The 22458-nt window shown below is 38.4% G+C and carries 19 protein-coding genes and 1 pseudogene; 11 read left to right on the forward strand and 9 right to left on the reverse strand.

Features of this window, described 5'->3' with window-relative positions:
- Positions 1-293: 293 nt before the first annotated feature.
- From BW721_RS12350 to BW721_RS12120, 4 genes are all read left to right on the forward strand, one after another.
- Positions 294-431 carry a GTPase gene (locus BW721_RS12350; RefSeq protein ID WP_198031353.1) on the forward strand — a complete coding sequence of 46 codons (138 nt, stop codon included), beginning with the start codon at positions 294-296 and terminating at the stop codon, positions 429-431.
- A 156-nt stretch (positions 432-587) separates the two neighbouring features.
- Entirely contained in the window at positions 588-1217 is a 630-nt protein-coding gene (locus BW721_RS11960) for a DUF697 domain-containing protein (RefSeq protein ID WP_198031355.1), read from the forward strand.
- 45 nt (positions 1218-1262) lie between these two features.
- Positions 1263-1412, forward strand: coding sequence for a hypothetical protein (locus BW721_RS11965; protein WP_198031356.1), 150 nt, complete (start codon positions 1263-1265; stop codon positions 1410-1412).
- A 103-nt stretch (positions 1413-1515) separates the two neighbouring features.
- On the forward strand, positions 1516-1680 hold the full coding sequence (locus BW721_RS12120; RefSeq protein WP_442905234.1) for a hypothetical protein: 165 nt from the start codon (positions 1516-1518) through the stop codon (positions 1678-1680).
- 201 nt (positions 1681-1881) lie between these two features.
- Here the strand turns inward: BW721_RS12120 and BW721_RS10275 are convergent, their stop codons facing one another.
- The 6 genes and pseudogenes from BW721_RS10275 to BW721_RS10300 all read right to left on the reverse strand — a co-directional run bounded on the left by BW721_RS10275 (position 1882) and on the right by BW721_RS10300 (position 9153).
- Positions 1882-3264: a TrkH family potassium uptake protein gene (locus BW721_RS10275; protein WP_076768377.1), complete on the reverse strand. Its 1383-nt coding sequence runs from the start codon at positions 3262-3264 to the stop codon at positions 1882-1884.
- Between the two features lie 157 nt (positions 3265-3421).
- Positions 3422-4096, reverse strand: coding sequence for a potassium channel family protein (locus BW721_RS10280; RefSeq protein WP_076768293.1), 675 nt, complete (start codon positions 4094-4096; stop codon positions 3422-3424).
- An 11-nt stretch (positions 4097-4107) separates the two neighbouring features.
- Positions 4108-4575, reverse strand: a complete 468-nt coding sequence (locus tag BW721_RS10285) for a potassium transporter TrkG (protein WP_076768378.1) — start codon at positions 4573-4575, stop codon at positions 4108-4110.
- A 754-nt stretch (positions 4576-5329) separates the two neighbouring features.
- Positions 5330-7225 carry a sensor domain-containing diguanylate cyclase gene (locus BW721_RS10290; RefSeq protein WP_076768379.1) on the reverse strand — a complete coding sequence of 632 codons (1896 nt, stop codon included), beginning with the start codon at positions 7223-7225 and terminating at the stop codon, positions 5330-5332.
- A 73-nt stretch (positions 7226-7298) separates the two neighbouring features.
- Positions 7299-7631 (reverse strand): annotated as a pseudogene (locus BW721_RS10295) (transposase); the annotation flags it as partial.
- 490 nt (positions 7632-8121) lie between these two features.
- Complete coding sequence (locus BW721_RS10300) at positions 8122-9153, reverse strand: RluA family pseudouridine synthase (RefSeq protein ID WP_232222918.1); 1032 nt, start codon at positions 9151-9153, stop codon at positions 8122-8124.
- Between the two features lies 1 nt (position 9154).
- Here BW721_RS10300 and BW721_RS10305 point away from each other — a divergent pair, with 1 nt between their 5' ends.
- The 4 genes from BW721_RS10305 (at position 9155) to BW721_RS10320 (ending at position 11724) form a co-directional block, all read left to right on the forward strand.
- Positions 9155-9664 carry a DUF1456 family protein gene (locus BW721_RS10305; RefSeq protein WP_076768380.1) on the forward strand — a complete coding sequence of 170 codons (510 nt, stop codon included), beginning with the start codon at positions 9155-9157 and terminating at the stop codon, positions 9662-9664.
- 16 nt (positions 9665-9680) lie between these two features.
- A complete protein-coding gene (locus BW721_RS10310) occupies positions 9681-10019 on the forward strand; it encodes a zinc ribbon domain-containing protein YjdM (protein ID WP_076768381.1) in 339 nt (112 codons plus the stop codon).
- Between the two features lie 18 nt (positions 10020-10037).
- Positions 10038-10268, forward strand: coding sequence for a helix-turn-helix domain-containing protein (locus BW721_RS10315; protein WP_076768382.1), 231 nt, complete (start codon positions 10038-10040; stop codon positions 10266-10268).
- A gap of 256 nt (positions 10269-10524) precedes the next feature.
- Positions 10525-11724, forward strand: a complete 1200-nt coding sequence (locus tag BW721_RS10320; RefSeq protein WP_076768383.1) for an amidohydrolase — start codon at positions 10525-10527, stop codon at positions 11722-11724.
- A gap of 180 nt (positions 11725-11904) precedes the next feature.
- Here BW721_RS10320 and BW721_RS10325 read toward each other — a convergent pair whose 3' ends face one another.
- Positions 11905-12738, reverse strand: coding sequence for a PRD domain-containing protein (locus BW721_RS10325; protein WP_076768384.1), 834 nt, complete (start codon positions 12736-12738; stop codon positions 11905-11907).
- A 325-nt stretch (positions 12739-13063) separates the two neighbouring features.
- On the opposite strand from BW721_RS10325, the gene BW721_RS10330 reads away from it, so the two are divergent.
- On the forward strand, positions 13064-15238 hold the full coding sequence (locus BW721_RS10330) for a PTS transporter subunit IIABC (protein ID WP_076768385.1): 2175 nt from the start codon (positions 13064-13066) through the stop codon (positions 15236-15238).
- Between the two features lie 329 nt (positions 15239-15567).
- Here the strand turns inward: BW721_RS10330 and BW721_RS10335 are convergent, their stop codons facing one another.
- Entirely contained in the window at positions 15568-16272 is a 705-nt protein-coding gene (locus BW721_RS10335; RefSeq protein WP_076768386.1) for a PspA/IM30 family protein, read from the reverse strand.
- Between the two features lie 24 nt (positions 16273-16296).
- Entirely contained in the window at positions 16297-17355 is a 1059-nt protein-coding gene (locus tag BW721_RS10340; RefSeq protein WP_076768387.1) for a TPM domain-containing protein, read from the reverse strand.
- Between the two features lie 222 nt (positions 17356-17577).
- Between BW721_RS10340 and BW721_RS10345 the strand changes: the two genes are divergently transcribed.
- Both BW721_RS10345 and BW721_RS10350 read left to right on the forward strand, forming a co-directional pair.
- Positions 17578-19620, forward strand: coding sequence for a thioredoxin domain-containing protein (locus BW721_RS10345; protein WP_076768388.1), 2043 nt, complete (start codon positions 17578-17580; stop codon positions 19618-19620).
- A 134-nt stretch (positions 19621-19754) separates the two neighbouring features.
- Positions 19755-22355 (forward strand): ABC transporter ATP-binding protein/permease, encoded by a 2601-nt coding sequence (locus tag BW721_RS10350; protein WP_076768389.1) that lies wholly within the window; start codon positions 19755-19757, stop codon positions 22353-22355.
- The last annotated feature ends 103 nt before the right edge of the window (positions 22356-22458 follow it).

Genomic DNA, 22458 nt, shown 5'->3' on the forward strand with positions numbered 1-22458 from the left:
GCAGCAACAATCTTGACAAAGTGGCGTCGACACTGCCAATTGGAGTGGGGGAAATCGAGAAAGTATAATGTTGGTAATTTTAGAATCGATGATTTTTATTAGAGAATTTCACGAGCTTTTTGAGGTGCTATAACCGACAGATAGCGAACAAATTAATTTGGAAAAGGCTTGTTTAATCTAAAAGTATTGAGATAATAAGAAATATAATAAAATATTAAATCAAGCATAATTCGCAATAATAACATAGACTATAATAAGGTAGTAGTACCTTACATTGAAAGGAGTGAATAGATATGAAAAGAGGAAATGTGCTAGTAATTGGAAATTCAGGGGTAGGCAAGTCAACTTTAATTAATTCTGTTCTTGGGGGCGAGAAAGCGAAGACGAGGTATGGAACTTCAGGTACAACAGATAAGCTCGAGTTATATTAGAGTGAAGACATTCCCTTTAGAATTATTGATACGGTTGGATTTGAACCGTCATTGTTTAAGGAAAAACAGGCAATCAATGTTATTTGGTTTTGTGTGGAGGGTACAACACGGAAGTTATTTCCAAAAGCTATCAAAGATTTATCAAGAGCGACTGCTGTGTGGAAAACAGTTCCGGTTATTGTAGTAATCACGAAATCTTATTCTGTTCCAGAAAGAGTAGAGAACATCGAAATGGTAAAAGAAGCATTTGCAGCACAAAAAAGATATTCTAAAAACCTTAAGAATATCATTCCTGTTGTAGCAGCGACATATACACTGAATGACTCTGCTTTTGCAGCACCTGAAGGGATAACAGAACTCATCGATAAAACAAATGTATTAATGCCAGAAGGGATAAGAGCAGGAGCCCACGACGTTTATAAATTTAAGCTGAAAAGAAAAAAAGCTCTTGCTCAAAGTATCGTTGTAGCTTCAACAACAGCAGCAGTAACAGTAGGAGCTATTCCTATTCCAATTGCTGATGCACTAATCCTGTCTCCAATCGAAGTAGCCCAAATTAACTCACTAGCCAGACTCTATGAAATCAATAAAGACGAGCAAACTAAACAATTATTCAATTCAATTGTTGAGGTTGGAACAGTAAGTGTCGCAGCGAAAACCGCAATCAGTGCATTGAAAGCTATTCCAGGGATCAACATAGGAGTAAGTGTGCTGAATGCGATTATGGCGGGCGCGATTGTTGCAGCAATTGGAGAAGGTTCCATTTATGTATTTGAAAAAATATAAACCGGTGAAAAAAGCGCTGAAGATATCGACTGGGTTAAAAATGTTATGGAGTCTGAACTATCATCGCAATTTATTGAAAATGTAACAGTTATTGTAGAACAAATAGTGAAGAGTGGAAATACTAAAGATATTGGCAAACTCATTAACTCATTAGTATCAACTATGTCTACGGCTAAAGAAAAGAAGACGGCATAATAAACATATTTTACAAGATAGCAAGCTACCTTTAGATAACGAATAAGGCGGCTTTACGAAAGGAACTCCATGGCTTCCGACAGGAAACACAGAGACTATTAATGTGGAAGCAACTTTGAAAGATAGTAATTCTTTGCTGTATACTTACAAAAGATTAATTGATTTGCGGAAAACAGAGCCCGTTATAGTGGATGGTGATTACACAAAGGTAGAAACTGGGAATGCCAATGTATTAGCTTATTTGCGTGAATTGGCTGGTGATTGTTAATTTTAGTCCTAGCGATCAAAGATATCAGTTAGATTTCTTTTCTAGCGTAAAAAATGGTTAATCACAAATTATTCGGAAGAACTCTCTAGTAGCCTGGCTCCATACGAAGCTTTTGCAATAAAAATAAAATAATCAAAACCACCAGTTCACATTGGTGGTTTTGATTCAGGTAGTATTTATTCGTACTATTCTTTCATTACATCAACCAATGATGATTTTTCCTTTTGCATAAGTAATGTTTTTTGTGAATTCATCTTTTCTTAACAGACTATCAACTAATGTAATCGGTCCAACTCTGCCTGCAAACATCATGATCATAATGATAATATGACTGGCAACTCCTAAAGATGGGGTTAAGTTTACTGTCACACCAACTGTAGCAAGGGCTGAAACTGTCTCGAACATCAAATGTATGTAAGGTACTTCAGGATTCAATAATAATAGTAAAGTGGATCCAAGCAGAACAGAAAAAATAAAAATGACCGATATTACTAAGGCGTTGCGTACTAAGGATTCAGGTATGGTATGTCTAAGGACATTGACATTTTTCTGCCCTCTCAATTCATTGTAGACGAGCAAGATAACCATGACAAAGGTGGTTGTTTTCAAGCCGCCTGCGGCCCCTCCAGGAGAACCTCCTATGAACATTGAAAAGATAAAATTAATCAAAGTAAAGGGATGGACAGCGCCGTAATCAATGGTTGAAAAACCAGCAGTTCTCATGGTGATTGACTGAAAGAAGCTAGCTAGAATTTTTTCAAAAAACGAAAACGTTCCTATTGAATACACATTATTATATTCTACAACGAAAAATAAAAATGCACTAATAAAAGTTAGAGAAAACGTTGTAAAGATAGCGATCTTGCTATGTAAAGTTAATTTGCGAAATAATTGGATAAGATTAAAAGGAGATTGTTTTCTTGAATAATTATTACTTAACACACGTGCTACATCAAACCAAACGATAAATCCTATTCCACCTAATATGATTAAAAAGCTGATAACAATATTTACCAAGGGCTCATGTACATAATTATTTAAAGAAGTTGCTCCAAGATTATCAAAGCCTGCATTATTAAATGCCGAAATTGTTAAAAAAAGAGAGGTAAAACTTCCTTTTTTAAACCCTAGAGCTGGAATAAAATAAATACAAAGGGATAAGAAGCCCATGGCTTCAATAAAAAAAGTATATTTGACTATGTTACTTAAATAAGTCTTAAGGTCTTTGGCATCTGACTGATTAATTCCTTCTTGCACCGCTAGTCTTTCCCTCAATCTCATTTTCCTTCCTAACGTCGAAGCAGCACTTGCTACTAAAGTCATCAAACCTAAACCACCACATTGTATTAAAAGTAAACTGACAGAAAGTCCAAATGGTGAATAAATACTGCTGATAGGGACTCTCGATAAACCTGTCACAGATACCATCGATACAGAATGGAATAGATGATCCATATAAGTTGTTTTTACATCCTCTAATTGACTAATCGGCATGGATAGTAGAATAGAACCAACTAGAATTAAAAACAAAAAACTAGCTACTATTTTTTTTGAAGTTGTCCACTTATAAAACCGCTCTTTCATATTGTTCATTCCTCTTTCAATTTATAAGAAATAATATAGTCAGTTGTTATTATCAATCTTCAAGGTAAAAAATGGAAAAAAAGATGACCTAAATAGTTATCGAGATCACCTTCCATAGATTGTGTAAGAAATAACTTCTTTAAATTTCTCTTATTTTCTATTCATAAGGTTCTTTCAAATAGTCATGACGCTCAAATATATCAGACTCAGAAATTCCTAAAAATATTAAATCTTCTCGAACAAGTGTATCTGCTAACACACTAACGTTTAGTGGCGCATTTTTTGATTCTCGCATGCCAATCAAGTTGATGTCATATCTTTTACGTAAATCCAGTTCTTGAATCGTCTTCCCAACCCAGCTTTTAGGAGGTGAAAATTCTACAATGGAAGTGTGGTCGTCTAGCTCCATAATATCTTCAATTTTGTTTCGCATCAATTTTTTTGCGAGACGGACTCCTGATTCACGTTCAGGCAAAATCACTTCGTTTGCGCCAATTTCTTGAAGAACATCGCGATACATATTATTTTTTGCTTTAGCAATAATTTTAGGAACACCTAACTTTTTACAATGCATAACAGCCAAAACACTGGATTCTAAAACCGTACCGGTAGAGATCACAACTGCATCGCAGTCTCCAATGCCGATGGTTTCCAGTAAATCAAGGTCAGTAATGTCACCAATCACGCCTTTTGTAATAAGGGGTTCTAAATCATTAATGTTTTCTTCACTTTTATCAACTGCAATCACGTCATAATCAAACTCTGCTAATGTCCGGGCAATACTTCTCCCGAAAATTCCTAATCCTAATATTCCAATGGTTCTTCTCATTATATTACTCCATCCTATCCAATAATTATTTTTCCAGAAGCGTAGGTAATGTTTTTCGTTTCTTTATCCTTACGTACCAAACTTTCTGCCATGGTAATCGGTCCGATTCGCCCTGCAAACATGAGAACCATCAAGGTAATCTTGCTCATTATTCCTAAAGATGTCGTCAGATGTGCACGGATTCCCACCGTTGTAATGGCAGAAACAGACTCAAACATCAAGATCATAAACTCCACATCCGGATTTAATAAGGACAAAATACCTGTCCCTAATAAGAAAGCGGAAAAGAAAACTGAAAAAATGACAAATGCATTTCGTACCAGCGTTTCCGAAATTGTATGATTCCATATGTTAACGTTTTTCTGTCCACGGAAGACGTTATAAATGAGCAAGACAATCATCGCAAATGCGGTGGTTTTCAAACCACCTGCTGTACTTCCAGGAGAGCCGTACCATAAGTAAATGAGGTTTTTAAAGGTCATTAAAATTATGATTATATCAGGTATGTAGTGAATTTAAATTAGATGGGGATAGAAATATAGTTAATACTGAGTGAACATGATGCATAGGAACTAGCACGCCATCGTATAATTTAACAGAACGATTCTAGAAAGAGCCTAAATCTTAATCAAAATGGGTTAGGCTCTTCATTTACGAATCAGTACTACTTAGAAAGTACTACCCAATATTCAAATTCCATTAAAGAATCTTAAAGTGAGTTTATGTGTACATGCTATTGTAAGTGAAATAGAAATAATCAATTATAATGATAATGAACAATACATGCTAGAAATAGTTACCGATAATAATCATGAAATTTAAATGAATATGTCAGTACATTACATCTTAAAAAGAGAACAGGGATTTTCCTCGTATGGAGTTCTCCCAACCAAAAAAATAAGCTTATTCTTTCTTTAAAAGTACTTAATAGTAATACATTACCGCATTCAGATGATATAGCGAAGATTGATGATATTAGAGCATACGAAATGCGGTTTTAAAAATACTCCTATAGTTTTTACATAAGTTTATCTAATCCAAACAGTAAAGTTCATAATAGGTTTAATTTCCACTTAATTCCGTTAAAGTATACCATATAAAGATTAGGATAGAGATTTGGAAAAGCTCAGATCCATAAACTCTATGCTTTTTCAAGCGAGATATTGTGGGATATACTTGTGAATTCCAATATAATTTAGTCTGTTATGTTAGATTTTCTCCACAATATCGAGATACTTACAGATGTTTAATTTCATTCTGATAAAACAATGATATGGAATCTCCGCCAATTTGTTTTGAATGATAAAGAGCTTCGTCAGCCTTACTGATTAGTTGCTCTTTTTCTACTAGATTTGCAGAAGTAGAATGGGCAATTCCGATACTAATTGTTACTGTATCTGTAACCGTTGAAGTTTTATGTTGGATTTTTAATTTATGAATGAGATCATTCATATCTTTAGCTATATCAACGGCTTCTTCAACGGATTTCCCATCTAATAAAGCAAAGAATTCTTCTCCGCCATACCTTGCAAAGAATCCTCCAACCATATCCAATCTATTTTTCAATGATTGAGCGACTAATTTTAGTACCTCATCACCTTTTTGATGACCATATGTATCATTAAAAAGCTTAAAATAATCTATATCGATCATAAATACCGTAATTGGTTTCAATAAATCCTTGTTCATCTCCCAAACCTCTTCATAATTTTGGTCGAGTGACCGTCTATTCGGAACATTTGTTAGAGTATCAATGTTTGAAAGAATTTCGAGCTTCTGATTCAGTTGTTTTAGTTCATTTTGTGATCGCTCCAGTTGAGAAGTTCTTATTTGCACTTTTTCCTCAAGGGTGTTATTTAGTTCTCCTAAACGAATAGACAGGGTTTCAACTTTTTGAAAGGTAGATGCATATTTAATAGCAAGAACGATGGATTGAGCAAGGACAAAGATATATAATCCAACACTTGTAAAATCACCTGTATGAATCCATTCATTGTAATAAAGGACATCATTTAAGGCTGTACCAGTAAAAATGACGGTTGAGATCAATAAAATCTTTACACCTGGAACATTTCGCTTCCACGCTTTGGTCAATTCAAAAAATACATACAACATCATCGCTGTCATGATCAGTTGATAAAAGTTAATCGTATACGAAAAAACTTTAGCAGGTGTAAATAAGACAAATAAAGAATAAAGTAAACTTATAAAAACGAACATTTGTAAAATGGATTTTTTTATATAGTTAAGAAACATTGCATTAAGAAACAATAAAAATACTGGAAACGAGATTGAAATGGTCCAATATTCGATTTTTCTGAGCCATTCCCAAGAGAAATTAGGGAGTAGATCGGTTAAAACTACCTCGCCGACTATCAGCGAGCGAAGAGCAATTAGTAAACAAAGAATCCCAAAATAGAGAGCAGCTCGATCTTTTCTACGTAGAATATAAATAACAAAATGGTAAAATCCGAAAATAGTTAAACCACCAATAATAAACATTTCTTTAAGCATTCGTTTCTCAGCCATACTTATTAATTCTTCTGCATTTCCGAATAAAAACTCTCCCCAAATTCCACCGTTTCGTGCAGAGTAATTGGAAACCTGTAAAACTAGATCAATTTCTGGCTTATCTAAATCAAGAGTGATGACTTGTGGATTATAGGTTGGACGTTCATCTTTTGAGCTCATACCAATTTCACCAATTTGACTCACTAATTTCCCATTGATCCATAGTTTCGATGCATTCGAAATAAGCGGTACATAAAGGCCCTTATGAGTTGATAAGCTCTCTTCATTTACTTTTATTTTAAGTGTATATGTGGCATGTCCCTCACCTGGTAATGTCTCATTGTTCATTTCAGAACCCATCCACATATGAGGAAATGAAACAAAAGTTGAGGGATTATCTGGTACTTTTTCTGGTTTGAGGAATTTGTTCCAATATAAACCCCACTCCCCACTCATCTCTATATAATTGTGCTCTTCAAAATTTATATCACGTAAATCAAGTACCCCATTTTTTGCTGTTATCTCATTACCATGAACTGCAAAATTAACAGTTGGAGCAACTGTCAAATAAGTAAACACCATCAGAAACAATAATAAAAGGAATTTTTTAATTCTTTCCATACTTATCTCTCCATTCGTCTTGGGAGCGTCAATAATTTTGTGTAAATAAATCGTCCTTCTGCAAAATAATTAGTTACTCAGTAAACATTGAAACTAATGTATCGGTTACTTGTTGGAAACCTTTATGGCTTCTGTTTAGAAATTTTTGTTTGTATGTATCAAAAATGCTAACTAGAAAGCGTTCTAGTGATTCTTCATTTTGAAACTGCTCTTTTCTGCGGCTGTACTTTTTAATTTGCTTATTGAAAGACTCGATTAGATTGGTTGAGTAAATGGTTCTACGAATACTGGGTGGAAACTCATAAAAAGTCAATAAATCTTGGTTTTCTATGAGTGACTGCGTCACTTTAGGATAGTTTTTCTTCCATTTCTCAATCATACAGGATAAGAATGTATTCGTTTTTTCTAAGTGCGAACGGTATAATTCATTTAAATCGCCTTTAGTGACTAGAGTTTGCACAAATTCTGTAGTAAAATCATTCATAGGGAAGTCCTCTTTTCTGTGAATTGGTTGTCGTTAACTTTATTATACAGAAGGGACTTCCTTTTTTGTATGGATTTTTTTCATTTACACAAAACATTTTACACGCTCAAAACATCTAATGCTACCACAAACATTATTTTCTCCTCTCGTTCTCGTTTGGTTTGAAGGCCCCTCACTGATTCATTCCGATTCTCATTTCCTTTACACGGACTCGTGGTCCCACATACTCAACCTGATTCTGAAATGACAGTGAAGGAGCCACGTTTTTGTTTCAGACTCTTAGTGCTCGGGGCTATGGTCATACTTCCTTTCACCACTACTATATCCCCCAAAAAAAAAAGAAAATAGTAGACAGTACTTCCCGTCGGAGTTTCTGCCTACTAATCTTAGTATGTTTTTAATGTTTAAATAGTTATACCTCTTTCGAGCTTAAATAAAAGCCTTTTTGTGCTTTCACAGTGAAGCTGACCAGTTTATTTGTTGTGGGATGGATGAATGAAATACTAGATGCGTGTAGTCCCAAACGTTTCAATGGATTTGAACGCGCGCTATATTTTTTATCGCCAGCAACAGGGTGACCAATCGATTCCATATGAACACGGATTTGATTTTTGCGACCTGTCTCTAACTGGACTTCTAATAAGGAATAATTTTTATTGCCTTGGATTTTTTTGTAGTGAGTAACAGCGTGTTTTCCACCATTGTCGTAATTGTGAGAGTGAACTTTCATAGACTTAGTATTTTCTGTTAGCCAAGATGAAATTTTTCCAGTGTTATCCGTTTCTCCTTCAACTAAGGCAGTATAAGTCCGTTCTTTAACCATTTCGTGCCAGTTTTCTTGTAGTTTTGTTTTGGCTGCTTCCGTTTTAGCATAAATCATAACGCCGGAGGTATCTCGGTCTAGTCTGTGAACAACAAAAATACGGTTAGCTTTATTGCTTTCTTTCACATAAGCAGAGAGCTGGCGGTAGGCAGTTGCTTCGGAAGGATCTTTTCCAGAAACAGAGAGGATCCCTTCGTCTTTTCGAATAACGATAAGGTCATCGTCCTCATGTAAAATAGAAATGCCGTGAAGTACCGTTTTATTCATGGCTACGTGATTGCTTAAAACGCTGACGACTTGTCCAGGTTTAAGGGGGTGGTTGTGCTGAGTGATGGTTTTTCCATCAACAGAAACTTGACCACGTGTCAAAATGGCTTTGATTGCGTTACGGCCACCTTTTAAGTTCTCAAGTAGGAAGGGCAGTAATTGTGCGTCTTCTTTAATTGGGTAGTTGGTTACTCCTGTAGCTGCGGGTGCTTGTTTTTTATGATTAGGTTTGTGGTGCTTTTGTTGTTTTTTTATAGTAATCGCTCCTCGAAATGCTTGTTGTTTGTAGTATAGCAGAAAAAAAGGCGAAAATTTGGTATAATCAACAAGAATACGATGAGAAATGAGGGACAAAATGAATCATAACGACCGATTAGTGCGTTTGCGCTACGCCCTAGATATTAAAGATAACGATATGGTGACAATCTTTAAGTTGGGCGGTATGGAAAAAACCAAAGAAGACATCAAAGCCATGCTAACAAAACTAGCTCAAGAAGATGAAGAAACTAATTCAGAAAACGTCTATGAGTTAATGTGTGACGACGAAAGCTTTGAGCGCTTTTTAAATGGCTTGATTACGTCGCAACGTGGCGTACAAAAGCCTAAAGAAGGCCAAGTCGCTCAAGAACCAAAGTTAGAGTTAACAAGAGGCAATGCCAATAACCTATTATTGAAAAAAGTTAAAATCGCTTTGTCACTAACAAGTGACGATTTGCTGGATATTTTAGACGAAGCTGGCGTATCAATTTCAAATAGTGAGTTAAGCGCAGTTCTTCGTAAAGAAGGTCATCGAAACTATAAGCCTTGTGGTGACCGCTACGCTAGAAATTTTTTGAAGGGATTAGCCCTTCGTTACCGATCATAAAAGGAGCTTATTTAAAATGGAAACAATGAATTGTCCGAAATGTCAGTCAGAATATACTTATCAGGATGGTGCATTATGGGTGTGCCCAGAATGCGCACACGAGTGGGTGCCAGGAGCAGAACTAGCGCAGGATGACGCAGTCAAGGATGTAAACGGAAATGTCTTGGTAGATGGTGATGATGTTGTTGTCGTTAAAGATTTGAAAGTAAAAGGTAGTAAACAAGCCATTAAGCAAGGAACAAAAGTGAAGAGTATTCGCTTAGTCGAAGATTCGGGCGACGGCCACAATATTGATTGTAAGATTGATGGCTTTGGTGCCATGAAATTAAAATCAGAGTTCGTTAAAAAGAGCTAAAGAAGAAGGACGAATAGAATGTATCTAACGATTCAAGAAACAGCCGACTATCTAGACTTGCCTATCAGTGAGATTCATCGCTTGATTCGTGAAAAACAAATTCGGGTACTTCGTCTAGAAGATGAGATTATGATTTATCGTGAGCAGTTCAATTTATTCTTAACAGAACGAGAAAAAGAAAAGGCCACTCTAGAAGACTATCTCAACACACCTGTGCCTGAAGATATTGATATTAAAGATGAAGATTAAAATAGTCTCCAAAAAATCAGTCCAAACTGACTTTAGGAGACTTTTTGTTTTAACAGCGATAATGTCTCCTAAAGCAAAGACAAAGAGTCTCCTTTATGAATGTTAATATTACCGAAACCAACAAAAGTTTTGGTTGTAAATGTTTGTTTTGAAAGCATTTTTTGATTAAAAAACGATGATAATCGAATTTGACAGACAAATGTTAAATCGCTATAGTAGACCTACTGAAAAGATATCAGGTAAGGGAGCTAGACACATGAGCCAAATAGAAATAAAAGTAAATCCAACAGTTAAAGACATCATTTTATCTAAAGAAAGCGACATGATCGTCTTTCGTCGTTACTTACATGCACACCCTGAATTGTCGATGGAAGAGTTTGAAACGACAAAACTGATCGCAGCAAAACTAGATGAATTTGGCATTCCTTATCGTTTAACGAAACCAACCGGTGTTATTGCAGAAATCAAAGGGGCAGGTCCTGGTAAAACCATTTTACTGAGAGCAGACATGGATGCCTTATCTGTTCAACAAATGAATGATGTTTCCTACAAATCAAGTGTCGAAGGAAAAATGCACGCTTGCGGACATGATACGCACATTTCTATGCTGATGAGTGCAGCTTATGCCTTGAATGAAGTGAAGGATCAATTTAACGGAACAGTTCGCTTAGTGTTCCAACCGGCAGAAGAGATTGCGCAAGGCGCTAAGCTGATGGTCGAACAAGGGGCTGTTGAAGGTGTTGATAATGCCTTTGGTATCCACATTTGGTCAGTGGGCAAGTCAGGTACTGTTTCGTGTCCAGCGGGTCCGTCTTTCGCGGCAGCTGATATTGTAAAAATTAGTTTTAAAGGAAAGGGCGGCCATGCGGCGCAACCTAACTTAACGATTGATGCAGCGATTATGGCATCTCAATTTGTTGTGAATGCGCAATCGATTGTTTCTCGCGTGATTGATCCCTTACATCCAGCAGTTGTAACGCTTGGTAAAATGGAAGTAGGAACACGGTTCAACGTTATTGCTGAGAATGCAACGATTGAGGGAACTGTTCGAACGTTTGATCCAGCAACGCGCGATACGGTAGAAAAAGCTTTGAAGCACTATGCGAATGAAATCGCTAAGATGTACGGTGGAGAGGCTGAAGTGGTCTACGATCGCATGACTGAACCCGTTAATAATGAGGAAAAAACAGCGAATTTAGTTCAACAAATCGCTGCTCAAGCCTTTGGGGAAGAAGCGATTGATAACTGCCCACCAACCATGGGAGCAGAGGACTTTGGTTATTATATGACTCAAATTCCAGGTGCTTTTGCGACAGTTGGTAGTGCTAGCGATGACGACGCAACACAATGGCCGCATCATTCTGGAAACTTTAACGTAGACGAAAATGCTCTGAAAGTTGGGGCAGAGTTATATGCGCAATACGCATTAGCTTACTTAGGTCAAAATGAATTTTAAATAAAAAGAGAGTGGGAAAAAAGGCGTTTAGCCCCGAATCGTTGGACCGAAAAAACGCAGGGTGGTCGTAGACCATCCGAGTATTATTCGGGAAACGCATGTCGGGGCTGCCTTTTTGAGCACGTTTGCGCAACAATTATTCGTATATAAAAAAGGGACTGGAGTTATTTCCCAGTCCCTTTATGCATCTGTTAATAGGCGATTAATATGAATGGTTAAGAAGGTCACTTCATCGTCGGCAATATCAAAGTGGAAGTCTTGATAAATGTAACTTTTAATCCCTAATGCAATTTGATATTCTTTTTCAAATTGTTGGCGAATAGTCTCGTTCAGCATAGCGTTGCTGCCAGTATTTTCTTTATTAGCAATAATACGTTGTGCTAAAGCTAAAAGATGGCGTAAGAAGCGTTCGTAAGCCAAAGAGCCTTCATTGATTAAAATACCGCTTTTTATTTCGATAATGCGTAGGCAATTGGTTAATAGACTAGTGATTTCGTCAGTATGGGACATATTGCCGTCTAACTGTGCATTGATTAAATGCATGGTAATATGAGCGGCCTCATCTTCTGGCATATCCATGTTGAGTTCGTTTCTAATGAGGGTTAAGGCATACAGTCCAACTTCAAACTCTTTAGGAAACATCTTTTTAATCCAGACTTTAAAATCATTGGTTAATGGAATCCCACTCTTCACTCGCTCAACGGCAAAGTCAATATGATCGGTTAGTGTCAAAATTAAGTTCTTATTTAGTTGCTTATCGAGATAACGATGGGCATAATCAACGACTTTTGAACTAATGGAAATGGAAGAGAGTTCCACTTCCAAGAAGAGTTTCTTCATTTTAGTTGAAGAGGTGACAGTATCCATGCGGAATATTTTTTCGATTTTACTTTCGTCAACAAGATCGCCAGTTTTTAACTGCCAACCTAATCCCTTACCCATAACAATGATTTCGTGTCCATCCTTGTCAGTGGTGCTAATTAAATTGTTGTTCAGAATTTTATTCGCAATCATCTTACGAATCTCCTATCTTAAATACGGTGATATCAGTAACTTTTATAAAACAGTATGAAGATAGTACCATGTTGATCAGGAAGTCGCAAGTTTGCTGTTTTGAAATTTTATTTTAAAAGGGCTTGCATTATCTAAGTGGGCTGTGATAGAATCGTAACTAATTGCAAAGAGGGCTTGTTACGTTTAGTCGGCAATACCCAAATCAACCTATACTTGGATGGCAGTGGTGTATCCATTTTTAGGCTGGTTTGGGTATTTTTGCGTTTAGGGGAGGCTAAACCAACTGTCTTTGTCTGCAATGGGAAACAAAATAGGGGTGGAATAGATGAAAGACCAAATTTTTGGTGTGTTACAAAGAGTTGGACGCTCTTTTATGTTACCGATTGCCATTTTACCGGTAGCAGGGTTATTTTTAGGGATAGGTGGATCTTTTACTAACCCAACAACTCTAGAGACATATGGACTAACTTCTGCGATGGGGGAAGGAACGTTCATACATAATATTTTACTTGTTATGAATGCGGCTGGTAGTGTCGTATTTGATAACTTGCCACTAATTTTCGCAATCGGTTGTGCGATTGGGATGGCCAAATCTGAGAAAGCTACAGCTGCATTGTCGGCTGCTATTGCCTTCTTAGTGATGCATTCTTCAATTGGCGCAATGATCCAAGTTCAGGGTGGGGCTGAACAATACTTGGACGGATCGATTGCAACTGTTTTAGGAATCGAATCACTTCAAATGGGTGTATTCGGTGGTATGATTGTTGGTTTAGGTGTAGCGGCGCTTCATAACCGTTTCTACAAAATCCAATTACCAACTGCTTTATCTTTCTTTGAAGGAACACGCTTTGTTCCAATCGTATCGTCAATTGTTTTCTTAGTTGTCGGTATTTTAATGAGTTATGTGTGGCCGCCAATTCAAGGTGGTATTTACGCAGTCGGTGAATTAGTACAAGGTTCAGGTTACGCTGGAACTTGGTTATACGGATTCATGGAACGTTTGTTGATTCCATTTGGTTTACACCACGTATTCTACTTGCCATTCTGGCAAACAGCTGTTGGTGGAACAATGGAAGTGGGCGGACAATTAGTTGAAGGTGCGCAAAACATCTTCTTCGCACAATTATCTGATCCGTCAACAACTGTATTCAGTGTTGAAGCAACTCGCTTTATGACTGGGAAATTCCCATTGATGATTTTTGGTTTACCAGGTGCTGCTCTGGCAATGTACCGTACAGCTAAACCAGAAAATCGTAAAGTTGTTGGTGGTTTATTACTATCAGCTGCTCTAACATCAATGTTAACAGGAATTACAGAGCCGCTAGAATTTACATTCTTATTTGTGGCAATGCCGTTATATGCGATTCACTCTATCTTAGCTGGTGCAGCTTACATGTTGATGCATTTCTTCAGCGTAGGTGTGGGGATGACCTTCTCTGGTGGATTTATCGACTTGTTCCTTTACGGTATTTTACAAGGTAACGCAAAGACAAATTGGATTTGGGTAGTCCTAGTCGGTATTGTTTACTTTGCAATTTACTACTTACTATTTACATTCTTAATTAAGAAATTTAATTACAAAACGCCAGGTCGCGACGACAGTGCAGAGGAAATTAAACTGTATACACGTGCTGACATGAACGCTAAAAAAGACGGTTCAGCTGCAACTGAATCAGTTATTGAAAACGAAACAGATGCTTTATCAGCTTCTATTATTTATGGACTAGGTGGTAAAGATAACATCGTTGACGTGGATAGCTGTGCAACACGCTTGAGAACAACGATTGCAAACAGTGACTTAGTAGACGTAGAGCTATTGAAATCAACTGGTGCAGCTGGTGTTGTTCACAAGGGGACTGGGGTTCAAGTTGTTTACGGACCAAAAGTTTCAAACATTAAATCAAACCTAGAAGAATTTATTGAAAGTGGTAAAGCAGCAAAACTACCTTCAAAAGAAGACTTTTATGGTCAAGCTGCTGTTGAAGAAACAGTGGCAGTTGCAGAAGACGTTGTTGAAACGGAAGAAGTAGCAGCAAAAGACTTAGCAGTTATTGGTACCATTCAATCACCAATGGCAGGAAATCTTATTCCGCTAAGTGAAGTACCAGATGCAGCCTTTTCAAGTGGCGCAATTGGTAACGGGTTTGGAATCGATCCAACTGACGGAAAAGTAACATCACCAATCACTGGTACAGTGATGATGGTCTTTGAAACAAAACATGCCATTGGTCTTGTATCAGAAGAAGGCGTAGAAGTGATGATTCACGTTGGTTTGGACACTGTAAGTATGAAGGGCGAAGGCTTTACTGCTCACGTGGCAGCGGGAGATACAGTAAAAGCTGGAGACCTACTACTTGATGTTGATTTGGACGCTGTCAGAGCGGCTGGCCATCCAACAGTCACACCAGTTGTGATTACCAATACCGCTCAATACCAAGCAATTGAAGTGCTAAAATACGGTGAAGTCTCTCATAACGAAGAAGTCTTAACTGTTAAGTAAGCCAAAAAACACCTCGGAAGTCCTCAGCTTCCGAGGTGTTTTTTACCTTGTAGCAGGGTTAGTAGTGTTATCAGGAGAAAGGTTTTGATTAACATCTGGCTGCATCAAGTCAACTCATCTAATCAAAACAAAAAGCTTGGGCGGCTGCCCAAGCTTTTCTTATATACTAGGGGATTATAAGTTCAGCCATCAATGTCTAACTCCCAAGTCCTGGCCTAGTGAAAAAAAGATAAATTTGCCCCATTGCGCGCTTCGCTGCTCATTCAGGGTCAAATTTCCTATTTTTTCATAGGCCAAGGCGGACTTGTCCGCTTTTCTAATATACATTCTTATTCTGCGTCAGTTTCTTCAGCTGGTGCTAAGCCGAGCTCGCGTTTCATACGAGTTAACTCATCTTCTACAGCTGCAGATGTTTGGCTAGCATATTTTTCTTCTAGCTCTTTCGCTTTATCAATTGGTTCTGAGTTTAATTCGGACATAGAATTTGCTTCGTCTAATAAACGGTTTGCTTTGTCTTCCATACGTTGGAATGAACCCATAGCGCTTTGAGATTTCGATACGCTTTGTGTCACGTCATTCAGTTTCTCTTGTGTCTTAGCAACAGACATCTTACCTTTAATCATTGCGCGACGTTGTCTTAACTTTTCAATGTCTTCAGCTAATTTGTCATGCATTTGACGCATCTTAACAGCATTTTCATGCGCTGATGCGTAAGCTGTTGCTAGACCAGCACCAACATTTTCAATCTCTTGCTTTTTAGAAAGGAAAACACGTGCATCATCTTCGTTACCAGCTTCTAGTGCTTTTTTAGCTAGCTCTTCGTACTTTTTCACTTCAGCTTCATTTTGATCGACTTCGCGTTTAGCGCGTTTTTCTTCTGCCATAATGCCAGCAGTACTTTGTTTCACTTCAGCTAAATCGTCCATCATGTCACGCAAGTATTGATCGATCATCTTTTCAGGATTTTCCATGCGGTCGATAACGGCATTGATGTTGGCACTTAAAATATCTGTAAAACGGTTTAGAATTGACATAATTTATTTCCTCCTTTTAATGGGTTATTGCTTGTCATCACTGTATTTCTTAGCTAGGTCATCCGCTTCTGATGAGCCTCCAAACGTGCTAAGTGGCTTGTTTAAAATATCTTCGGTGCGCTTAGCTTCAATAGCTTGCTGTTCCTTACGCTTCTTCCACCAATAGAATAGAAGAAAGGCAATTGCAGCAGCGCCAGCGATCATAAAGACAGGAATCCATGGCGAGGTTGTCACTGTCATAATCCGATCAGCTGCATCCCTAAAGGCTTTGCTAAAGAACTGCGCATCAGTTAAATTACTTTCATAGTAATAGCGATCAATGTAGTCCAGCAAAATATCAGCTGCTTCCGTATCAATCACTTGCTTGGCTTGCGTTCCGGTGACATATTGAGTGATGTAGTTATTTGGCGTGCCTTCGTAGAAGACTAATAGCAAATGAGCTTCATCCGTAAATAAACCATCGTAAAGCGTTGCCGCAAAGGCTTCAACATCAGCTATGGTCGCTGACGACGAGCCGTTAATGGACTCGGTAATGTAAACATGTGGCTGTACGCCTGTTTCTTGATAGAAATAACGTAAGCCATCTATCATCTCTGTTTGACTCTCAATCCAACCCGCTTCATCTGTGAAGTAGTCTGTCTCGTTCACGGAACCGGCTGGTAATGGTTCACGCTCAATCGTCGAACGCGTGATGGACGATGACGAACCACTACTGCTGCTGCCACCACTAGACATCAACGGAATTAACAGAAAGAAAATAAAGCCAAGAATGAGTAGTGTGATCATCGCTGTTCCACAACCCGTGCCACAACCGCCACCACCAGATGGACCACCATAATAAGGTCCACGTCTTCTACGGTAACCACCACCAGTGTTTACAAAAATAGGACCTGTTCGCGGTCGATTATAAGAACTGCCACCGCCCCAAGAGCCGCCTCCACGACCTCCTCCGAATGAACCGCCACCGCGGCCACCAGAACTACTTCGGCCACCGGATCCTCGTGAACCGCCGAAGGATCCACCACCGCCACGGCCTCCTCCAAACGAGCCGCCACCGCCACCGCGGCCACCACCTCTTGCCATAGACACCCCTCTTTTCTTCTTTTACGCTCTTATTCCATCGGATAAAAAAATAGTGCTTTATATAATTTCAATATAGCATAAGCGAGGTTTAGAGGCAATTTACAACCCTTTTTTTGACTAAAAATCCATCTAAAGTCTGATTTTTATGCTAAGTTACTTGCGTTTCCTTTCTAATCGAAAAGCCTTATACTTAAACTAGCACAAACAGAAAGGAAGAGTGAGATGACTCATCAAAATCGACTTTCTCAAGAAAAATCCCCTTATTTACTCCAACACGCCAATAATCCAATTGATTGGTATCCGTGGGGAGAAGAAGCATTCAATAAGGCAGAAAAAGAAGACAAGCCTATCTTTCTATCTATTGGCTATTCAACTTGTCATTGGTGCCACGTCATGGCCCACGAATCCTTTGAGGACGAAGGTGTTGCTCGTTATATGAACGACCATTATGTCGCTATTAAAGTGGACCGCGAAGAGCGTCCAGATATTGATTCTGTCTACATGAAAATTTGCCAAATGATGACAGGGCAAGGCGGTTGGCCCTTAACGATTGTGATGACGCCTGAAAAACGACCTTTTTTTGCGGGGACTTATTTCCCTAAGGAGCGAAGACAGCAATTGCCAGGCTTAGTAGATGTATTGTCGCATGTTCACCGTATTTATAAGGAAGATAAAAATCAGCTAGCTGACATCGAAAAAAATGTAAAAGCTGCTTTGGATAAAACAATTGAGCGAGAAAAAGGAGAAGGCTTATCGAAAGAAACCATTGATCAAGCCTATCAAACACTTGAACAACGTTTCGATTCGGTGTTTGGTGGCTTCGGAACGGGACAAAAGTTTCCGCAAGCGCAAAACTTACTATTTTTATTGCACTATTATCAAGTGACTAAGACTAAAAAAGCCCTCTATATGGTGGAACACACGCTAGTTAATATGATAAAGGGGGGCATTTGGGATCAACTTGGTTTTGGGTTTTCACGCTATACCGTAGACCGTCGTTGGAAGACGCCGCACTTTGAAAAAATGCTCTATGATAATGCCATGCTATTAATGGTGCTAGCAAGTAGCTATCAAATAACTAAAAAGCCATTTTATAAGGAAAAAGCTCTTCAACTGGTGACCTTTATTAAAGCTGAAATGACAGCTGAGGAAGGTGGGTTTTATTCAGCCATTGACGCCGATTCAGAAGGTGAAGAAGGAAAATACTATACATGGACATTCTCAGAAATCTACGACCATTTAGATGAAGAAACGGCAGATTTGTTTGTCGATGTTTATGGTGTGTCGCCGCGCGGAAATTTTGAAGGGAAAAACATTCTTTATTTACCGCAACTTGATTTTTCAACTTATGCAGCAGACTATGGCTTATCTGAAGAAGAAATCGTTATGACATTGAATCAAGCGAATCAAAGCTTGTTAGCTGTTCGGAAGGAGCGGGTTTACCCGCATCTGGATGATAAAGTACTAACGAGTTGGAATAGTTTGATGATTGCGGCTCTAAGTCAGGCAACTGCCGTTTTCCAAGACACTGATATGCTGAAAATGGCAAAAACGGCGATTCTCTTTATAGAAGAGAAGCTTTACGAAAATGGCCGATTACAAGCCCGCTACCGTCAAGGTGAGGCCAAGTTCCATGCCTACTTAGATGATTATGCCTTTTTATCATGGGCTTATTTAAGCCTCTATGAAGCAGGGGCTGACCGCAAGCATTTAGAAAAAGCGATGGCGACGTGTAGAGAGATGGAAGATTTATTTTGGGATACGGAGTTAGGCGGCTTTTTCTTTAGCGGCAGTGACAGCGAACAAATGATTGTTCAGGAGAAAGAAGTCGTTGAAGGCGGCTTGCCATCAGGTAATAGTATCGCAAGCTTTGTTTATGCCAAGCTAGCCTTAATGACAGCTCATAGCCACTATGAAAAGCGGTTAAATGAACTCCTAAGTATTTTCAATACCGATATAAAAGAAGCACCGGCTTCCACACCAAGTTTAATGAGAAGTTTGCTCTTAACCCATTACCCAAGTCAGCAGGTCCTTGTTTTCGGCAAAGAAAAGGAGCGCTTTTTAGAAAAATTACAGACCGCTTACTTACCAAATGTGGTGACCTTGATGGCTGATGACGCAGCGGACTTGGCCGATTTGGCTCCTTATACAAGCGATTATCCGAATAATCCGGGTCAAACCATGATTTATGTGTGTCAGAATTTTACTTGCCAACGACCGACAACGGATATGCAAGAAGCAATGGCACAGATATTGGAGGGTTAGTCGTATTTTATTGAAAATTTAAAGACTCTTGTCTTGCATTCACTTTGTAAAAAATCTACACTATTGTAGGTAATGATGGACTGCGAAGATTGTTTGGTGGAGCTGGCAGTAGTCATGATGAAAGGTGAGAGATAATGCTAGAGTTAAAGAATATTACAAAAGAGTATCGAACAGGTGACGAAACCGTTCAAGCATTAAAAGGCATCAATTTGAAATTCCGCAGCAACGAATTTGTGTCTATTCTGGGTCAAAGTGGTTCAGGTAAGACAACGATGCTGAATATTATTGGAGGATTAGATCAATACAGTAGCGGTGATTTACTAATCAATAACAAATCAACAAAAGACTTTAAAGAAAAAGATTGGGATACTTACCGAAATCACTCGGTTGGGTTTATTTTCCAAAGTTACAACTTGATTCCCCATCAATCTGTTTTGGCAAACGTGGAGCTTGCCTTAACCTTATCAGGGGTATCAAAAGATGAACGCCGTGACCGTGCGCGTAATGTCTTAACTAAAGTTGGGTTGAAAGACCATATGAATAAACGTCCCAGCCAATTGTCAGGTGGACAGATGCAACGGGTGGCCATTGCGCGTGCTTTGATTAATGATCCGGAAATCTTACTGGCAGATGAACCAACAGGTGCCTTGGATTCTGAGACAAGTGTTCAAATTATGAACCTGCTAAAGGAAATTGCCTCTGATCGTTTAGTCATTATGGTTACCCATAATCCTGATTTAGCAGCAGAATATTCAACACGAATTATCAAAGTGCTAGACGGTGACATTTTGGAAGATTCCAACCCGACAGCAGAGAGCGAATTACGTGAGAGCACCGTTCTAAAAAATGAAAAAACCTTTATGTCCTTCTTTACAGCACTAGGACTAAGCTTTAATAACTTATTGACTAAAAAAGGACGGACCTTCTTGACGGCTTTCGCCGGCAGTATTGGGATTATTGGAATTGCCTTAATTCTTTCCCTTTCTAATGGGGTTCAAAACTATATCTCACGTATTGAAGAAGATACCTTGTCGTCTTATCCGCTAACGATTGAAGAGTCGACTTTGGATATGTCGGTGATTATGCAGGCCTTAATGGGTGTGAATGCTAGCGCGTCAAACGAAGCGACAGACGGTGAGGTAACGGCAACACCGATTATGAAAGATGTTATGGATACCTTGTCAAATCGCCAAGGTTCAAATAACTTAGAAGCGTTTAAAATATTTTTGGAAACCGATAGCCGTGTAGGGGATGTGACAAATGCCATTCAATACAGCTATAACCTTCCAATCAATATTTACAGCCAAGACAGTGTTGATGGTGTGCTAAAAGTGAATCCATCACAAGTTCTTGATGCTATTGGGATGGGCCAAATGATGGCAGGCGGTGGTAATCCGTTGCAAAACGCATTATCTGGTGGTAGTGCGGCTTCTTCTCAAATGAATATCTGGACTGAGATGCTAGATAATCAAGACTTATTAGAAACACAATATGATACCTTGACTGGTCGCTGGCCAGAAGAGGCAAATGAAGTAGTTTTAATTGTGGATGAAAACAATAGTGTCAGTGATTATATGTTGTATGCACTCGGCTTGTTGAGTCAAGAAACGCTAGCAGATAATTTTGAAAAAATCATGAATGGTGAAGGCGTAGATATGGAAGATGCACCTGCTTATTCTTATGACGAATTAATGGCAATGACCTTCCAATTAGTGTTAGATACCGATATGTATGAAAAAGAAAATGACCATTGGGTAAATCGCAGTGACGATGAAGCCTTTATGGAAGACGTGATTGCCAACAGTCAAGCGTTAAAAATTGTTGGGATTATGCGTCCAAATGAGGAAGCAATCACTGGACAAGAAACAGGATCGATTGGGTATACAATTCAGTTGAAAGAATGGGTTATTAACCAAACAAACGAAGCAACGATTGTAAAGGAACAAAAAGAGAACCCAGAAATTAATGTCTTTACGGGTCTGGAATTCCCAGAAGATAGTGGCGAAGAATTTAATTTAGCTAATTTATCAGATGAACAACGTGCCTATATGGCAACCTTGTCTGAAGAAGAACTGGCAGAATTAATCACTACTTATCAAGCCAATGCCAATGCCACTTATGATGCAAACCTAGCAACATTAGGTGCAGTTGATTTGGCTAAACCATCATCTATTAATATTTATGCGAAAGACTTTGAAGCGAAAGACAGTTTGGAAGACTTAATTGCTGAATACAATGATGCAGAAACAGAAGCAGGTCGTGATGAAAATACGATTACTTACTCTGACTTGGTGGGAACGTTGATGAGTTCGGTAACATCAATCATTAACATTATTTCTTACGTGTTGATTGCCTTTGTAGGGGTATCCTTAGTTGTATCTTCTATTATGATAGGGATTATTACTTATATCTCTGTTTTAGAACGAACAAAAGAAATTGGTATTTTGCGAAGCGTCGGAGCATCTAAGAAAGATATTTCTCGCGTCTTTAATGCCGAAACCTTTATTATTGGTCTCTTATCAGGTGTGCTAGGAATTGGTATTACCTTACTATTGAATGTTCCGATTAATATCATCATTAAAAATATGACAGGTATTTCAGGTATCTCTTCGCTACCAGCAATGGGTGGTATTGGCCTCATTTTAATCAGTTTAATTTTAACGGTTATTGCAGGCGTGATTCCATCTCGTATGGCAGCTAAGAAAGACCCAGTAGAAGCACTTCGCTCAGAATAATAGAAGCTAGTCAGACGTTTTTAACGTCTGACTAGTTTTTTTGTTGGCAACTGTAAGATACAACTCCCACAGCTAGCTCTGTATCTTACATTCTCATGTCAAA

Source organism: Jeotgalibaca sp. PTS2502 (assembly GCF_001975685.1).
Classification (GTDB): domain Bacteria; phylum Bacillota; class Bacilli; order Lactobacillales; family Aerococcaceae; genus Jeotgalibaca; species Jeotgalibaca arthritidis.

What these genes read in the sequence shown, in the direction of transcription:
- BW721_RS10290 (WP_076768379.1), bottom strand. Translation starts at nt 7,225, where the DNA reads ATGGAAAGAATTAAAAAATTCCTTTTATTATTGTTTCTGATGGTGTTT.
- BW721_RS10285 (WP_076768378.1), bottom strand. Translation starts at nt 4,575, where the DNA reads ATGACCTTTAAAAACCTCATTTACTTATGGTACGGCTCTCCTGGAAGT.
- BW721_RS10335 (WP_076768386.1), bottom strand. Translation starts at nt 16,272, where the DNA reads ATGTCAATTCTAAACCGTTTTACAGATATTTTAAGTGCCAACATCAAT.
- BW721_RS10340 (WP_076768387.1), bottom strand. Translation starts at nt 17,355, where the DNA reads ATGGCAAGAGGTGGTGGCCGCGGTGGCGGTGGCGGCTCGTTTGGAGGA.
- BW721_RS12350 (WP_198031353.1), top strand. Translation starts at nt 294, where the DNA reads ATGAAAAGAGGAAATGTGCTAGTAATTGGAAATTCAGGGGTAGGCAAG.
- BW721_RS11965 (WP_198031356.1), top strand. Translation starts at nt 1,263, where the DNA reads ATGGAGTCTGAACTATCATCGCAATTTATTGAAAATGTAACAGTTATT.
- BW721_RS10325 (WP_076768384.1), bottom strand. Translation starts at nt 12,738, where the DNA reads ATGATTGCGAATAAAATTCTGAACAACAATTTAATTAGCACCACTGAC.
- BW721_RS10320 (WP_076768383.1), top strand. Translation starts at nt 10,525, where the DNA reads ATGAGCCAAATAGAAATAAAAGTAAATCCAACAGTTAAAGACATCATT.
- BW721_RS10345 (WP_076768388.1), top strand. Translation starts at nt 17,578, where the DNA reads ATGACTCATCAAAATCGACTTTCTCAAGAAAAATCCCCTTATTTACTC.
- BW721_RS10310 (WP_076768381.1), top strand. Translation starts at nt 9,681, where the DNA reads ATGGAAACAATGAATTGTCCGAAATGTCAGTCAGAATATACTTATCAG.
- BW721_RS10330 (WP_076768385.1), top strand. Translation starts at nt 13,064, where the DNA reads ATGAAAGACCAAATTTTTGGTGTGTTACAAAGAGTTGGACGCTCTTTT.
- BW721_RS10315 (WP_076768382.1), top strand. Translation starts at nt 10,038, where the DNA reads ATGTATCTAACGATTCAAGAAACAGCCGACTATCTAGACTTGCCTATC.
- BW721_RS10305 (WP_076768380.1), top strand. Translation starts at nt 9,155, where the DNA reads ATGAATCATAACGACCGATTAGTGCGTTTGCGCTACGCCCTAGATATT.
- BW721_RS10350 (WP_076768389.1), top strand. Translation starts at nt 19,755, where the DNA reads ATGCTAGAGTTAAAGAATATTACAAAAGAGTATCGAACAGGTGACGAA.
- BW721_RS10275 (WP_076768377.1), bottom strand. Translation starts at nt 3,264, where the DNA reads ATGAAAGAGCGGTTTTATAAGTGGACAACTTCAAAAAAAATAGTAGCT.